Annotated in this window: 14 protein-coding genes; 9 read left to right on the forward strand and 5 right to left on the reverse strand. The window is 51.8% G+C overall.

What is annotated here, in order from left to right:
* Window positions 1-50: 50 nt before the first annotated feature.
* The 4 genes from FH603_RS02800 (at window position 51) to FH603_RS02815 (ending at window position 3411) form a co-directional block, all read left to right on the forward strand.
* Entirely contained in the window at window positions 51-917 is an 867-nt protein-coding gene (locus FH603_RS02800; protein ID WP_186735865.1) for an inositol oxygenase family protein, read from the forward strand.
* Window positions 918-971: 54 nt separating this feature from the next.
* The gene (gene zapB / locus FH603_RS02805) at window positions 972-1316 is read left to right on the forward strand and encodes a cell division protein ZapB (RefSeq protein WP_186735867.1); all 345 of its coding nucleotides are present in this window, start codon (window positions 972-974) and stop codon (window positions 1314-1316) included.
* Between the two features lie 94 nt (window positions 1317-1410).
* Window positions 1411-2784, forward strand: coding sequence for a high affinity choline transporter 1 (locus tag FH603_RS02810; RefSeq protein WP_186735869.1), 1374 nt, complete (start codon window positions 1411-1413; stop codon window positions 2782-2784).
* A gap of 198 nt (window positions 2785-2982) precedes the next feature.
* The gene (locus FH603_RS02815) at window positions 2983-3411 is read left to right on the forward strand and encodes a 5-fold beta-flower protein (RefSeq protein ID WP_186735871.1); all 429 of its coding nucleotides are present in this window, start codon (window positions 2983-2985) and stop codon (window positions 3409-3411) included.
* A gap of 24 nt (window positions 3412-3435) precedes the next feature.
* Here the strand turns inward: FH603_RS02815 and FH603_RS02820 are convergent, their stop codons facing one another.
* From FH603_RS02820 to FH603_RS02835, 4 genes are all read right to left on the reverse strand, one after another.
* Window positions 3436-3882 carry a DinB family protein gene (locus FH603_RS02820; RefSeq protein WP_186735873.1) on the reverse strand — a complete coding sequence of 149 codons (447 nt, stop codon included), beginning with the start codon at window positions 3880-3882 and terminating at the stop codon, window positions 3436-3438.
* A gap of 62 nt (window positions 3883-3944) precedes the next feature.
* On the reverse strand, window positions 3945-4397 hold the full coding sequence (locus tag FH603_RS02825; protein ID WP_186735875.1) for an NUDIX hydrolase: 453 nt from the start codon (window positions 4395-4397) through the stop codon (window positions 3945-3947).
* Between the two features lie 51 nt (window positions 4398-4448).
* Window positions 4449-5645 (reverse strand): L-2-hydroxyglutarate oxidase, encoded by a 1197-nt coding sequence (gene lhgO, locus FH603_RS02830; protein WP_186735877.1) that lies wholly within the window; start codon window positions 5643-5645, stop codon window positions 4449-4451.
* Window positions 5646-5698: 53 nt separating this feature from the next.
* Window positions 5699-6985 (reverse strand): anthranilate phosphoribosyltransferase, encoded by a 1287-nt coding sequence (locus FH603_RS02835; RefSeq protein ID WP_235985227.1) that lies wholly within the window; start codon window positions 6983-6985, stop codon window positions 5699-5701.
* A 631-nt stretch (window positions 6986-7616) separates the two neighbouring features.
* On the opposite strand from FH603_RS02835, the gene FH603_RS02840 reads away from it, so the two are divergent.
* Genes FH603_RS02840 through FH603_RS02850 form a run of 3 tightly spaced genes read left to right on the forward strand, consistent with a single transcriptional unit; the run spans window position 7617 to window position 11860 of the window.
* The gene (locus tag FH603_RS02840; protein WP_186735879.1) at window positions 7617-9149 is read left to right on the forward strand and encodes a sensor histidine kinase; all 1533 of its coding nucleotides are present in this window, start codon (window positions 7617-7619) and stop codon (window positions 9147-9149) included.
* A gap of 55 nt (window positions 9150-9204) precedes the next feature.
* A complete protein-coding gene (locus FH603_RS02845) occupies window positions 9205-10005 on the forward strand; it encodes an SDR family NAD(P)-dependent oxidoreductase (RefSeq protein ID WP_186735881.1) in 801 nt (266 codons plus the stop codon).
* 34 nt (window positions 10006-10039) lie between these two features.
* Complete coding sequence (locus FH603_RS02850; RefSeq protein WP_186735883.1) at window positions 10040-11860, forward strand: acyl-CoA dehydrogenase; 1821 nt, start codon at window positions 10040-10042, stop codon at window positions 11858-11860.
* A gap of 30 nt (window positions 11861-11890) precedes the next feature.
* Here the strand turns inward: FH603_RS02850 and ybeY are convergent, their stop codons facing one another.
* Window positions 11891-12313: an rRNA maturation RNase YbeY gene (gene ybeY / locus FH603_RS02855; RefSeq protein WP_186735891.1), complete on the reverse strand. Its 423-nt coding sequence runs from the start codon at window positions 12311-12313 to the stop codon at window positions 11891-11893.
* A gap of 17 nt (window positions 12314-12330) precedes the next feature.
* Here ybeY and FH603_RS02860 point away from each other — a divergent pair, with 17 nt between their 5' ends.
* Together FH603_RS02860 and FH603_RS02865 are read left to right on the forward strand one after the other, a co-directional pair.
* A complete protein-coding gene (locus FH603_RS02860) occupies window positions 12331-13377 on the forward strand; it encodes a quinone oxidoreductase family protein (protein WP_186735893.1) in 1047 nt (348 codons plus the stop codon).
* A gap of 184 nt (window positions 13378-13561) precedes the next feature.
* Window positions 13562-14737 (forward strand): aminotransferase class I/II-fold pyridoxal phosphate-dependent enzyme, encoded by a 1176-nt coding sequence (locus FH603_RS02865; RefSeq protein ID WP_186735895.1) that lies wholly within the window; start codon window positions 13562-13564, stop codon window positions 14735-14737.
* Window positions 14738-14765 lie beyond the last annotated feature (28 nt).

Here is a 14765-nt window from a genome sequence, read left to right on the forward strand (position 1 = left end):
TGACCGTTAATTTTTTAGCTAGGTTTACCATAGAAAACGTACGACACGATATGACTGCTTTCAATAACGCCGAAATCAGCCCTCTGACCAGCCTGGACCAGTGGGAAGATGACTTGCTGGTCCGCTACCCCGAAACGGAGACCAAGGCTAAGGAAGACTACCGCAATTATGATGACCCGGCCCGCGATACGGTCCGCGAGTTTTATCGGCTTAACCATACGTACCAAACCTACGACTTCGTTCGGGAGAAAGAGCGTGAGTTTCTGGCATTCGACAAGAAGGAGCTACCTGTTTGGGGGGCTATGGAGTTTCTTAATACACTGGTCGATGATTCGGACCCTGACACCGATCTCGATCAGTTACAGCATCTGCTCCAGACAGCGGAAGCCATCCGAGCCGACGGTCATCCGGACTGGTTCGTGCTAACGGGTTTTCTGCACGACATGGGCAAGGTGCTGTGTTTATTCGGCGAGCCGCAATGGGCCGTTGTGGGTGATACGTTTCCGGTCGGCTGCCAGCATTCAGACAAGATCGTTTATCCCGAATACTTCGCAAACAACCCTGATAGCAACGACGGACGTTATAACACGAAGTACGGTATTTACGAGCCTAACTGTGGATTGCGTAATGTACATATGTCGTGGGGCCACGATGAGTATCTGTATCAGTTGATGAAGGACTACATGCCCGAGCCAGCCTTGTATATGATGCGTTATCATTCATTCTATGCCCAGCACCGCGAAGAGGCTTATAATCACTTGATGGACGACCATGACCATGAAATGTTCAAGTGGGTACGGGCCTTCAACCCATATGATTTGTATTCTAAAAGCCCGAAGCCGCCTGTAGTAAGCGAACTCAAACCGTATTACCAGGAACTGATTGCGAAATACTTACCGGCTACGTTGCGCTTGTAAGTATAAATGGGTAAGCTTGCTTAAGAAAGAATACCCACCGAAAAACAGATTTATATGTATCTCGAAGAACGGATTGAGCAAGTTGAAAAACAGAATGAAACGACTGCCCGTGCAGTAGCCGAACTCACCATTGATGTACGGGCGATACGTCGGGACCAAAACGAAGGCTTCAAACAGGTGAATGCCCGACTTGACCGCCTGGAAACGGACGTAAGTGGCCTCAAGCAGGACGTAAGTGATCTCAAGCAGGACGTAAGCACGCTCAAACAGGATGTGAGTGATCTCAAACAGGATATGAGCACGCTCAAACAGGATGTGAGTGATCTCAAACAGGATATGAGCACAATAAAGCAAACATTACAATTCGTGCTTGCATACTTGCAGGAAAAACTTCCCTAGCCCAAATAACTCTTATTTTTAGTTACAGTACAGCAAGGCACCAGGTATACAAAAAACGATTGTATACCTGGTGCCTTGCTGTAGAAACCATTATATGCTTCTCCTCTTCATTAGCCTTTACCTGTTGTCGAATATCGCTGTTGGCATCTGGGCAGCCCGTCGCGTGACAACCTCGCAGGATTTTGTGCTGGCTGGCAGACGTTTGCCATTAGTACTGGCTGCTTCGGTTACTTTTGCAACCTGGTTCGGCTCCGAAACGATTATGGGCGCACCCGCCATGTTCGTGGAAGGCGGTATCCCGGCTGTAATCGAAGAACCCTTCGGTTCGGCTTTGTGCCTGTTTCTGGTGGGTGCTTTCTTCGCCCGCCCCCTTTATCGGCTACCTATTACTACGTTCTGCGATTACTTCCGCATCCGGTTCGGGCGGGCGGCCGAATTGCTGTCAGCGGTTATGACTATTCCATCCTATTTTGGTTGGATTGCAGCCCAGTTTATCGCTATTGGCATTGTTCTAAATGTAGTGACAGGCGTCTCCCGCGAGTATTGTATTCTTTTTAGCGCCACGGTAGTTATGATCTACACCCTGCTGGGTGGAATGTGGTCCATTTCAATCACCGACTTTTTCCATAATCTTATCATCATTGTAGCCCTTATCGTATTAGCCGTGTTGCTCTGGAAGGAAGTTGGGGGGTGGGAGCCCATCTACCAGCAAACACCAAAGGGTTTCTTCCGATTTCTACCGCAGGCTACGTTTAAAGATTGGGTCGTGTACATTGGGGCCTGGATGACTATTGGCCTTGGGTCTATTCCCCAGCAGGATATTTTTCAGCGGGTCATGGCGGCAAAAACAGAAAATACGTCGGTGCGGGCGTCGTATCTGGCATCCGGTATGTATCTGACAGTGGCAATGCTGCCACTGTTTATTGCGTTGAGCGCCCGTATCCTGCACCCGAATCTGGGAAAAGACAATCAACTTATCATTCCTAATATGGTCATGCAGTACGGGGGACTACCCTTACAGGTACTGTTCTTTGGGGCGGTCACGTCGGCCATACTCAGCGTATCGAGTGGGGCCATTCTGGCGCCAGCCGCTGTTTTCGGCGAGAATGTTGTAAAGTTTTTCGTGCCTGACCTCAGTGACAGGGACTTGCTAAAAACAATCCGCTGGGCCGTCGTCGTTATTACGCTCTGCTCGGTCTGGATGAGCACGGCGCGCAGCACGAACATCTTCGAGCTTGTTGGCGAGTCGTCAGCTTTCAGTCTTGTCTCACTGTTTGTGCCGCTTACGGCTGGTATTTACTGGAAACGTGCCAACCTAACAGGTTGCTTATGGTCGATGAGCCTTGGCCTTGTCAGCTGGCTACTATGCCTGTGGCTGAACACCAGTTATCCGCCCATGATGATAGGCCTGATGGTGAGTACCGTCGCTATGGTAGCCGGGAGTTTACTAGTCAAACGTTATCGATAAGGAGAGATAACAACCTATTTGGATAGAATTAGCCGCTGGCAGCTGATTATGCATAAAGTCAGGCCCTTTCCTGACAGTGATCAGGCTTTTCGTGTAGCCAACAACTGACCTTTGTGTACACCACGTTCGCCATGAGAGCTATCAACCCTTCAGGTAAGCTAGTGGGCACACTGCAAATTCATCCAAATATATATCGCAATGAAATCGACAGCATTTTTCACACTCATGTTACTGGGCTTCGGGCTTGCCTCTCTTTCATCATCAGCGCAAAATTATAAACACATTGGGGCTACTGGAGAAATAAAAGACGAGCGAGGCATAACGGTTGGTAGTGTTACGAAGGAACAAATCATTTTGGATAACAAAGGAAAAAAAATCGCATTTGTGGACAACCAAGGCAACTTAGTTGATGCGAAGACAAACAAAAAACTGGGGCGAATAGGCAAGGATGGCAAGAACTATTATGATGCCAACGGTGAGATTGAATACAAGGTTAAAGAGAACGGAGCTACCTGCGATGTTTACAATGCCAAGGGCGAGAAGGTAGGAAACATTCACAGTAGTATGAAGGGATCAGCTTGCGCGCTGGCTTGCTTTGAAGAAAAGCATCGAAAAAAAGTGAAGTAAGGCCACATCGGAGGTAATGCCTTATCAACTATCCAGTAGCCGTCGATGATAGTTGATCTGCCCTAAATGGTAGCCCAGGTGGGTTGACAGATGGACCAGAAAATAACCGGTCGACGTCTTTTTCTCAAAAACCAACATGGGGTATTCTTCCTCAAGTTGCGTACTGGTTACGGTGTCCAATGCGCTGTCGACAACGAGAATGGTATCGTCGATTCGGGCAAGCAATTCTGCCCGTGAAACGTTTTTCTGCGAAAACTCCAGTTCCCGGTTCCGTACATAGCCTGTTTGCCCAAGTTCTCCGCCAATGTAGGTATTCAGATTTCCAATTAAGTGCAGACACAGATTCCCGGCTGAGTTGGCAATACTCTTTTCAATATGCCACAGTATACGCTCATCCGTATACTGCTCCAGCTCGCGCTTTAACTGATTAAGATCGCGCCGGAACAGTATTTTCAGGGTTTGAATAAGCATAAGTACAGGTAAGTAAAGCTAGGTAAGCCACAAGTTAATTGCTGGTTAGCCTGCCGGCTAAGTCAGCCGAAATACTGCTGCTGAATCCGTCCAATGTACCCCAAATACGTGGCAGAACTGAACCAGGGCTGAATACGGGCACCCACGTTTGGATACAGATTCAGTTGATCGAGCCCCACCACAGGCACCCATATCAGTTCAAGTGCTGTCGTCTCGGCGGGGTTGAGGATTGGGTCGCCGGTAAGATTTCGGGCAGCAAAAACGACATGCAGGACATCGTCGTTTCGCTCGGAAAGCAACATTTCTCCCACCAGAATCATCTCGCCAATATCGACCGATACCCCCAACTCTTCCCGAAGTTCACGAATCACCGTTTCGGGCAGCGTCTCACCCCGGTCGCAGTTGCCACCGGGTAAGGCGAAAACATCCTGTCCGCCATAGCGGTAATGCATCAGCAAAACTTCAGTCTGTCCATTATTTTGCCGCCAGATAAGGGCAGAGGGTCGAACTTTCATAACCTGTCGTTAATTGATAGTTTTCGAATGATGTTTTCACCAGTCAGTCCATTAAAAGCGAGCCAGTACCTTCTCCGAAACGGTTTGCCCAATCGCCAGCGATGAAGTAGCAGCCGGCGATGGCGCGTTTACTACGTTGATGGCTTTATCGGTTTCGAGAATGGCAAAATCGTCCAGCAGGCCACCCGTACGGTCACAGGCCTGCGCCCGTACGCCCGCTCCCCCGCTTTCCAGGTCATTTTCCTGAACATCAGGAATCAGTTCCTGCAAGGCCCTGGTGAAAGCTGCTTTTGAAAACGAGCGGTACATTTCACCCAATCCCGTTTGCCAGTATTTGGCCGCTACTTTCTGGAAGCCCGGCCAGGATAGCGTTTCGAACAGTTCTTTCAGGTTTATGTCCGATTTTGTGTACCCTTCCCGCTGGAAGGCCAGCACAGCATTTGGGCCAGCCTCCACACCACCGTGGATCATCCGGGTGAAGTGAACACCAAGGAACGGGAAATTAGGATCAGGAACGGGGTAAATCAGGTTCTTGACCAGATACTCCTTTTCGGGCCGTATCTTGAAGTACTCGCCCCGGAACGGTATAATGCGCACATCAACTGCGTCGCGCTGCGTCAGTTGGGCAATTTTATCAGAGTACAAGCCGGCGCAGTTGACAACCAGCTTCGTTTCATACCGGTTTTTGTCGGTTACGACGATGCTGATGCTATTGCCCGGCGTCACCTGCTCGACCCGCTCGGCCAGTCGGATTTCGCCCCCCAGCGCCTGGAATTTTTCGGCGTACTTGTCGGATACCTCTTTGTAGTCGATGATACCGGTTTGCGGAACAAACATCCCGGCAACGCCATTGACATGCGGCTCGATCTCGCGCAGTTCGGCCAGCGACATCCGGCGCAAACCGCCCAAACCGTTTTGTTGACCCCGCGTGTGGAGCATGTCCAGCTGAGGTATCTCTTCCTGCTTGGTCGCAACGACAATTTTACCGCAGAGATCGTAGGCAATACCTTCTGCATTGCAGAAATCGAGCAGCAGCTGGTAGCCCCGGATGCAGTTAGTAGCTTTCAGACTGCCGGGTTTGTAATATAGACCCGAGTGGATAACGCCTGAGTTGTGGCCGGTCTGATGGCGAGCTACAGCCGGTTCTTTTTCGATAAGAACGATCGTTAGATCAGGCCGCTGTTGCTTGAGTTGCAGCGCGGTGGCCAACCCCACAATGCCCCCGCCAATAATGGTTACGTCTATCATGATAAAGTGGCAGATTGCCACCACAAAGGTAGGGCTTTCGCCGTAACCTCGCCCTACCGCAACTGCCCTTCTATCCAGTCGAGGCCGCGCCCGTAGAGGGCGTGGGCAAAACGAACCCGGTTGTCGAAGTCGGCGTCGGTAGTGTGTCCATCGGTCATAAACTGGCGGACAAGGCGGGCGTTATCGAGGGCTTGCGGCTGCTCATACTGGGTTTCTGTTTCGGTCCTGAATGAAGCGAAAGCAGGCGCATCGCCCTCGAACTGCTGAAAAAACAAGTGTCCCTGTGTCGTCCGGACAGCACATAACACCCCACAGGCGCGGCTCGTAGACGGCGACAGGCTTCCCTCCTGTCCTCTTTTAAGAACGATTACCCCATCGAACCCCGCCAGCATAGCCAGTTCAGCCATTTTCATCTGGTAAGTGATGTGAAACACCGACGTGACCAGAATCCGGGCATGGCAGGGGTTCAACACTTTTTCGAGTGTTGCCAGAAAGGGCCGTTTGATGATCGTTCGCCGACGGTCGACCCATTGGTTCAGCGACGTAGACAGGGCTTTCTGGTCAAGCACCCAGCCATAGTGCTCCAGTGGCGTGTCGAGTTCATGATTGCTTTGCAGGAACTGACACCCGATGTGCATGTACAGGTCAAGGGCGTTGAGCGTTGACTTTGGCCCTCCCGACCGACCAACCATCGACACGGCACCGTAGCCGCGTTTCTGAAAAAACTGCGCGAGTAAGGGCGTAATCAGGTAGCTGTTTTCAACGCCATCGAAGGGCTCGGCCAGCTGAATGAGGGGTCGATCGGCGCAACTCATTGGACCGAAGCCCGGCGAGTAGGTACTCTCTGCCGCCCGCATCAGGCCATGATACTCTTCGTTGGTTTCATGCCGAACCCGCATGATACTGGCCGCCAGCCCACGGAACGTTTCACAGTTCATCTCGGGAGGCAAGCCATCTCCAAACATATAATCGCCCAACTGGTGGGCCTCGCTAACCTGCAAGTGATGCCCCCGCACTAGTTTGGTTGCAATGGGATGCATACCAACAGGCAGTTCAGGGCATAATTTGTTGATAAAAAACGTTGGGTGCGAGAAAGCTCCTTTACCAATCACAGACTCCAGCGTCATCTCTTCGGCTGTGGGACCTTTGGCTAATAACGCACCCAGGAAAGCACCACGCTGGAGTGGATGAGTATCGGGATCGGTCAAGGCCTGCCTGCACGCTTCCAATAAATCGGGCGGCAGTGGTTTACTACCATACTTACCAATGCCAATATGTTTGATACCCCGGCCCAGGGGTGTATCGGCGGGGGCGTCTAAAGTCAGGCTGACAATTGACATAACAGAAAATAGAGAATGCGTATATAAGTAAAAGTAGGCAACGGATAACTACCTACTTATGGCCACTTTGGCCGAAATATCTTTCCAATAGCGGCCAGTTGTGATGAACTGCCTACTCGAAAACAGACAACTCAACCTATGACAACATTGGTAGAATTTGTTACTTGGCGGCTCCTGGCAGCTACCAGAAAGGCCCTCACCGGGACTAGTTCGTCAACAGGCCAGCCCCATCATGTTACAGAGAACCGGATAAGTAGAGCCGCCGGTTTTACACTTACTGGTCTTTTCCTGTGAACAGAATCAAACAAGGCGCGAATCTTATCAAAAATTTTGTCTTTTCTAAGAGAAATAAAATTTAATTAGGACATTAATCATTATTATATAATATAAATTTGAATTATAGTAAATTATCAGAATATAGTAGAAGTATTTTCTTCCTGATTCCAATACATAAAAGCGAAGCTCACTATGGTTATAGCTGTTCGCATCAATAGCTACATTCCTGCTTTGTTTTAAAGACTTCTATCGGGACTTTAGTAGAGAGTCCGAATGCTATTGGTTAGAGAATTGCGACACAAGTCATATGGATAAAAGATAGAATGCCGTATATTGGACTGTTAAAATTAAAATTATGATTATCCAGAGATTCACACAACAATATGTAATAGCTCTGTCGCTGGTGGCCGGACTAACTATTGTTGGACAGTTACTGGTACAACGGCAAATAAATAACCTGACTGGCGATTCCTATTTAGCCAGTTATGCCGGTAAGCAGCGCAGTAAAAGTCAGCAGATCGTTAAAGATGCACTGTTACTGACAAACTCAGATGGACTGACCACTAACCGAGATGTAGCACGCGATCTGCAAAAAGTCCTGATCAGTTGGGAACAGGATCATAGTGCGCTTAAAATAAAACAGTTGACGAAGTTTACTGCACCTATTCACAATACAGAATCACTCAATCTACTGTTCGCTAATCTCGAACCTGATTATCAGGCAATCAGCAGGGCCGCCAATCTATTGTTGGCCGAAACAGCACACCCTACAGGATTGTCGGCCGCAAAACGTCGGCATCTACAGGAAATTTTAAACCATGACATAGCCTTCCTGAATCAAATGGAAGCTATTGCCAGGCAATATGAGCGGGAAGCCGCAGCTAAACTGGAGCAGTTGTACAGCATCGCACAAACATTGACAACTATTATCCTGGTTGTTTTACTGCTGGCAGCGCTACTGATTTTTCAACCCGCCGTCCGTACTTTTCGCAAAACCGTCCGGCAGTTGACATTGTCTGAATACCAGACGCGGCTTATCAATGAAGACCTCCACAAGAGCCATCAATCGGTGAAGCAGGCCCAGACCCAGCTAATGCGTGAAGCCAATTTGCGGTACCAGCAGCGATTGAATGAACAGCGCATTCGTATGTCGTCGGTGGTTCAGGGACAGGAAGAAGAGCGGAAACGACTATCGCGCGACCTTCACGACGGTATTGGCCAGATGCTTACCGGCCTGAAATTACTGGCTGAAAATATTCGTTCAACCAGCCAACTCTCCGAAAAAGACCAGGTCACATTTAGTAATTTGAAGTCATTGCTCATACGTACTATTCAGGAAACACGAAACGTCTCAAACAACCTTATGCCGCCTGTACTAGGCGATTTTGGCTTGGTATCGGCTCTCAGGCAACTGATTGACCAGCAAGACAAACAGTCCAGTACATCCGTTACGCTACATACATCGCTGACCAATGAGCGGTTTGGTCAGCCTATAGAAATTGGACTGTACCGGATCGTTCAGGAAGCGGTCAATAATGCCATCAAGCATGCGGGGGCTACCGATATAGATGTGTCGCTGGAGCAGCGCCAGGACCGCCTTTTCCTGCGCATTACCAATGATGGGGTCATTAAAACCAGCCTTAAACGCTCTATGGCCCAGGGATTACATAACATGCGTGAGCGTACCCGGCTGCTCGATGGAAAGTTCCGGCTCACAACCCGACCCGACCGGCGATCGGTCAATGAACACCGCCCCGGCAATCTCCGCTACCGATTGATTCGGCTGGATTCGGCCAATTCGGTTCGGTCTGGTACACGCCTACTGGTTAGCATCCCAATTGTAGAGCAGCCGGTGTACAACGTCGCTACCCGAATGATAGCGGCTTAGCGCTCTAACCACCTAAGGGAAGAGCCCTTTCTACGGCAACGTTTAGACTTAATTTATGACAGGTTTTGCTACTCAGGTTGCCTTTGTAACAGGCGCGGGTTCGGGAATTGGTCGGGCCACAGCGCTTGCTTTTGCGCAGGCGGGTGCCGCCGTAGTTGTTTCCGATGTAAATGATACCAGTGGCCAGGAAACTGTCGATCAGGTGAAAGCCGCCGGGGGCGAGGCCACCTACGTCAGATGCAACGTGGCTGACCCCGACCAGATCGAAGCGGCTGTTCGGCAAACGGTAATCATCTACGGTCGGCTGGACATTGGTATCAACAATGCGGGCATTGGCGGCAAATTCGGACGGCTGCTGGATCAGACACCACACGATTTTGACCAGATAATGGCGATTAACGTTGGTGGGGTCTTTTACGGAATGCAGGCCCAGATCCGGCAAATGCTGGCCCAATCGGACAATCAGTCTGCCAACCATCCAGCCGGGGGCCATCCAGCCGGGGGCAAAATTGTGAATGTGTCCAGTATCGCGGGGATACGCGGTATGCCGATGGGCGGTCCATATAGCGCGTCCAAACATGCCGTGCTCGGCCTTACAAAAACAGCAGCGCTGGAGTATGTCCGGCAAAACATCCGCGTCAATGCCGTTTGCCCGGTTTATACGCACTCCGGTATGGTCGATGAGCTTATAAATACAGCCCCCGGTATGGAAGAACGGATGCGACGGGTTATCCCCATAGGTCGGTTTGGCCAGCCACAGGAAATTGCTCAGGCCATTCTCTGGCTTTGCTCCGACGAAAACGCCTTCTGCACGGGCCAGGCCATTCAGATGGATGGCGGATTAACGGCCGGTTGAGATCGCCTACACAGGCAGTAACACATTATGTTTAATGGCGAATCAATTTTACTCCCCCCGCGACCTGCGGTTTCACCTCTACGAGGTCCTCGACGCCGAACGCCTGACTCAGTTCGCTTATTTCCAGGACCACGACCGCGAATCCTTCGACTTGGTACTGGATGCGGCCGGTCAAATCAGCGAAACATTACTTAAACCGCTGTTGACGGCAATGGACCGCAACGAGCCAGAACTGGTAGACGGTACAATACGGGTACATCCCCTACTGAGGTCAATCATCCGCAGATTTGGTGAAGACGGATGGATCAATGCCCCGTTCGGGTATGAAGAAGGGGGTCAGCAGCTACCAGCCACCATTATGAACGCAGCTACGTTCGTGTTCGGTGCCGCCAATTATTCGGCCAGCGTATTTCCTTTTCTGACGACAGGGGCCGCCAATCTGCTGCGCTCGTTCGGGTCTCCGGAGCTGATCGAGCGGTTCACACCCCCTATGTACGCCGGTCGATGGCAGGGCACCATGGCCCTCACCGAACCCGACGCGGGTTCGTCGCTCTCTGACATTTCTACCTCAGCCGAGCCAGCCAGCGAACCGGATATGGATGCTACGGGTGCTTACCGGATTCGCGGTCAGAAAATTTACATCTCGGCCGGCGATCACGACGCGGTGGAAAATGTGGTGCATCTGATGCTGGCCAGGATCAAAGGCGGTCCGGCGGGAGCCAAAGGCATTTCCCTGTTCGCCGTACCCCGGCAACGGCCGGTTGGCGATACACTGATCGACAACGACGTGTTAACGGCGGGCGTCTACCATAAAATGGGATACAAGGGAGCGCCTATCGCCCACCTGATGGCTGGCTCCAACGATGGAACAATCGGCTACCTTGTTGGCGAACCGCATCAGGGTTTGCGTTACATGTTTCAGATGATGAACGAAGCCCGCGTTGGTGTAGGCATGAACGCCGTCTCGATTGGTACGGCCGCTTACTACGCATCCCTCGAATATGCGCGCGAACGGCCACAGGGACGCCATGTTGCCGATAAAAATCCGTCCTTGCCCCAAACACCGATCATCCGGCATGCCGACGTGAAACGGATGCTGCTGTTCCAGAAGGCCGTGCTTGAAGGGTCGCTGGGGCTATTACTTTTCTGTAGCTACCTCTCCGACGTGGCCCACGCGGCCGAAGGTGATCAAAAGGCAGATGCGGCCCTGTTGCTGGATTTGCTTACCCCTGTCGCCAAATCCTATCCGTCGGAAATGGGCACGTTAACAACAAGCGCAGCGGTGCAGATTCTGGGTGGAGCTGGTTACACAACCGACTTTCCAGTGGAGCAGTTTTACCGCGAAGCCCGCATACATCCCATCCATGAGGGTACCACAGGCATTCATGGACTGGATCTCCTGGGTCGAAAAGTTACCATGCAACAGGGCCGGGCCCTGCAATTGCTTAGGACCGAAATTCAGTCAACCCTTACCAGCGCCAGCCACTACCCGGAGTTGATGCCACTAGCCGATCAGCTCACCGCAGCCCTGGGTGTTCTGGACGACGTTACCAAACACCTCCTGGGGCTGTCCCCTACGGATACCGAAGCGTTTTTGTCAGATGCGACATTGTACCTCGAACTGTTTGGTATTGTTACTATTTCCTGGCAATGGCTTCGGCAGGCCATCGTGGCAACGGCTGCCAGCAACCAAAACGATTTACCCGGCGGTCGGGACGACGCTGCTTTTTATCAGGGTAAACGAATGGCGGCCCGGTATTTTTTCGAGTACGAACTGGTTAAAATTTACGGTTTGGCGAAGCGGCTCTGTTCGAACGACCGCGTAACGATAGCGATGCAAAGTGAGTGGTTTTAGCCCTGGTATCGATAGGCCATGTTCAGGAGTTTACACCCCCTGAAACGCGCTCATCCATTCTTCTTCTTTCGACCGCATCAGGCTTACTTCGTCGTCGGTTTTGTCGCCGTAGCCACACAGGTGGAGCAACCCGTGGGCCAATACCCGGCGCATCTCCTGATCAGCTGCAATAGCCAGTTGCGCTGCATTATCGGCAACACGGTCGACACTGATGAAGACATCGCCTTCGATCCGGTCCTCGTCCTCACTGGTATCGAACGTAATAATATCGGTGTAATAGTCGTGCTGCAAATGGTCGCGGTTGACCTGCAAAACGTATTCGTCCGAACAGAAGATAAAATTTAGCTCACCAACGGCGTAACCTTCCTGTTCAGCCTGCTGTTTGAGCCACTGGCGCGTCACCTGTTTTTGAGGAAGTTTATACGGTACATCCTCATTGAAAAATCGAATCATACCACAAATATACGCTTATGAGAGCCATCCTACTTTCCGAAACCCACCAGCCCGTTCAACTCGTCGATGCGCCTGCCCCTACTGCCGGGCCGGGTGAAGTAGTGGTAAACATTCGGGCAGCTGCGCTCAACCACCGGGACGTGTTCATCCAGAAAGGCCTGTATCCCGGCATCAAATTACCCGTTATTCTGGGGTCCGATGGGGCAGGCGTTGTAAGCAGCGTGGGCGAAGGCGTCGATCCGGTTTGGCGGGGTCAGGAAGTTATCATCAACTGCTCGCAGAACTGGGGACCCAATCCCAAATTTTACGGGCCGGATTTTAAGATCTTAGGGATGCCCGACAATGGGACCTTTGCTGAGTATATAGCGGTGCCGGCAACGTACATCCATCATAAACCGGCACACCTCACCTTCGAGCAGGCGGCCGCGCTGCCACTGGCAGGCCTTACGGCCTGGCGCGCCCTGATGACCCGGGCCGGACTACATACGAACGGAAATAATGAACCAGAGAAAGTTCTCCTGACCGGTATTGGCGGAGGGGCCGCTTTATTTGCCCTGCAATTTGCCGTGGGTGCCGGAGCAGACGTCTGGGTAACGTCCGGGTCCGACGAGAAAATTGAAAAAGCGATAGCAATGGGCGCAAAAGGGGGCGTCAATTACCGCGAACCTGACTGGGCCAAAACACTGATGGCGAAAACAGGCGGAGGCCGGACCGGTCATGCCCTCAAGGGTTACTTCGATGTCATCATCGACAGCGCCGGGGGGGCAGGTTTTGGTAAGCTGGTCGACGTAGCCGCCATGGGCGGACGCATCGCCATTTTCGGCGGCACCACCGGAAACCTGAGCGATATCGCGCCCTCAAAAGTCTTCTTTAAACAGCTGGTTATCGTTGGCTCCACGATGGGTACCGAACGCGAATTTGCGGATATGATTGCCTTCGTCAATGCGAAGAAAGTAGTACCAACCGTTGACGAAGTGTTTGCGCTATCGGACGTTGAAGCGGCCATGCGTCGGATGGATGAGGGGAAGCAGTTTGGAAAGATTGTGCTGAAGATTGACGAGTAACGGGATACGTATCGTGTGTGTTTATCGAATATCGGCCCGTTTAATCGTTTTTTTCGAAAAAAATCACATTATCAACCAGTTATCCACAATTAGACTGTGGATAACCACGGGCTTATGCACATTCTGGCCTAAACCCTTTTTTTAGTAACAAAATCTATTATAAAGCCGCCTTACTTTTGTGGCTATGCCCACGCTCACTCAACACGCACTCGATACCCTCGCCGATCGCCTGGCCAGCCGTCGGCAGGCGGGCCTGTTACGCTTGCTGCGGACAGCCGATAATCTGATCGATTTCTGCTCGAACGATTACCTGGGTATGGCCCGTTCGCCTGAACTCAGGGCTGCCATCCAGCAAGCCGATTATGAACTCCCCGCGCTCCGTACGGGTGCCACCGGCTCGCGGTTACTGGCAGGTCAAACGGCGCTGGCCAACGAGGTAGAGCAGGCCCTGGCTACCCAGTACCAAACAGAAGCAGCCCTGATTTTCAATTCAGGCTATGATGCCAATGTGGGCATGCTGGCCTGCCTGCCGCAAGCCGGCGACACACTACTAACCGATGAACTTATTCATGCCAGCATGATCGACGGGGCCCGGCTCAGTTATGCCAAACGACACCGGTTTCGGCATAATGATCTTGCCGATCTGGAGCAGCAACTTAGGTCGGTTACAGGGGCAGCGGCTTCTGGGCAGGTCTTTGTGGCCGTTGAATCGGTGTATTCGATGGACGGTGATATGGCTCCGTTACAGGCTCTGGTCGATTTATGTGATCGGTATGGTGCGGCCCTCCTGGTCGATGAAGCACATGCAACGGGTGTCTTTGGCCCCCGGGGAGAAGGACTGGTTGTAGCGCTGGGATTACAGGATCGGGTTCTGGCGCGGATTCATACGTTCGGCAAGGCACTGGGCGTTCATGGGGCGGCTGTCGTTGGCTCAGCCGTTCTGCGCGATTATCTCATCAATTTTGCCCGGCCCTTCATCTACTCCACAGCCCTGCCACCTCACAGTCTGTTAGCAATTCGATGTGCGCATTTGTTGCTGAGCACGCAGCCTGGACCCCGGCAGCAGCTCCATGATCGATTAACGTACTTTCAGGAGCAGGTGTCAGGCAAGTTGCCCGGCAGGACATGGACCAACAGCCAATCACCGATCCAGTGTCTGATCGTTCCGGGTAACCATAACGCCCGGCGGGTGGCTACCGTAGCCCAAAACGCGGGTTTCGATGTGCGGGCTATTTTAAGCCCCACGGTTCCCGTTGGCCAGGAACGGTTACGAATCTGCATCCATGCATTCAACACCGAACCGGAAATTGACCGGTTGGTCGAGAGCCTGTTTATGGCTGAAGACCCTGAACAGGCGTAACATACCGCCCACTTCCTTTTGAAAGCCA

The sequence above is a fragment of the Spirosoma utsteinense genome (genome assembly GCF_014282275.1).
Lineage (GTDB): Bacteria > Bacteroidota > Bacteroidia > Cytophagales > Spirosomataceae > Spirosoma > Spirosoma utsteinense.

Coding starts and splice junctions, on each gene's coding strand:
- FH603_RS02850 (WP_186735883.1), top strand. CDS start 10,040: ATGGCGAATCAATTTTACTCCCCCCGCGACCTGCGGTTTCACCTCTAC.
- ybeY (WP_186735891.1), bottom strand. CDS start 12,313: ATGATTCGATTTTTCAATGAGGATGTACCGTATAAACTTCCTCAAAAA.
- FH603_RS02835 (WP_235985227.1), bottom strand. CDS start 6,985: ATGTCAATTGTCAGCCTGACTTTAGACGCCCCCGCCGATACACCCCTG.
- FH603_RS02815 (WP_186735871.1), top strand. CDS start 2,983: ATGAAATCGACAGCATTTTTCACACTCATGTTACTGGGCTTCGGGCTT.
- lhgO (WP_186735877.1), bottom strand. CDS start 5,645: ATGATAGACGTAACCATTATTGGCGGGGGCATTGTGGGGTTGGCCACC.
- FH603_RS02825 (WP_186735875.1), bottom strand. CDS start 4,397: ATGAAAGTTCGACCCTCTGCCCTTATCTGGCGGCAAAATAATGGACAG.
- FH603_RS02800 (WP_186735865.1), top strand. CDS start 51: ATGACTGCTTTCAATAACGCCGAAATCAGCCCTCTGACCAGCCTGGAC.
- FH603_RS02845 (WP_186735881.1), top strand. CDS start 9,205: ATGACAGGTTTTGCTACTCAGGTTGCCTTTGTAACAGGCGCGGGTTCG.
- FH603_RS02820 (WP_186735873.1), bottom strand. CDS start 3,882: ATGCTTATTCAAACCCTGAAAATACTGTTCCGGCGCGATCTTAATCAG.
- zapB (WP_186735867.1), top strand. CDS start 972: ATGTATCTCGAAGAACGGATTGAGCAAGTTGAAAAACAGAATGAAACG.
- FH603_RS02865 (WP_186735895.1), top strand. CDS start 13,562: ATGCCCACGCTCACTCAACACGCACTCGATACCCTCGCCGATCGCCTG.
- FH603_RS02840 (WP_186735879.1), top strand. CDS start 7,617: ATGATTATCCAGAGATTCACACAACAATATGTAATAGCTCTGTCGCTG.
- FH603_RS02860 (WP_186735893.1), top strand. CDS start 12,331: ATGAGAGCCATCCTACTTTCCGAAACCCACCAGCCCGTTCAACTCGTC.
- FH603_RS02810 (WP_186735869.1), top strand. CDS start 1,411: ATGCTTCTCCTCTTCATTAGCCTTTACCTGTTGTCGAATATCGCTGTT.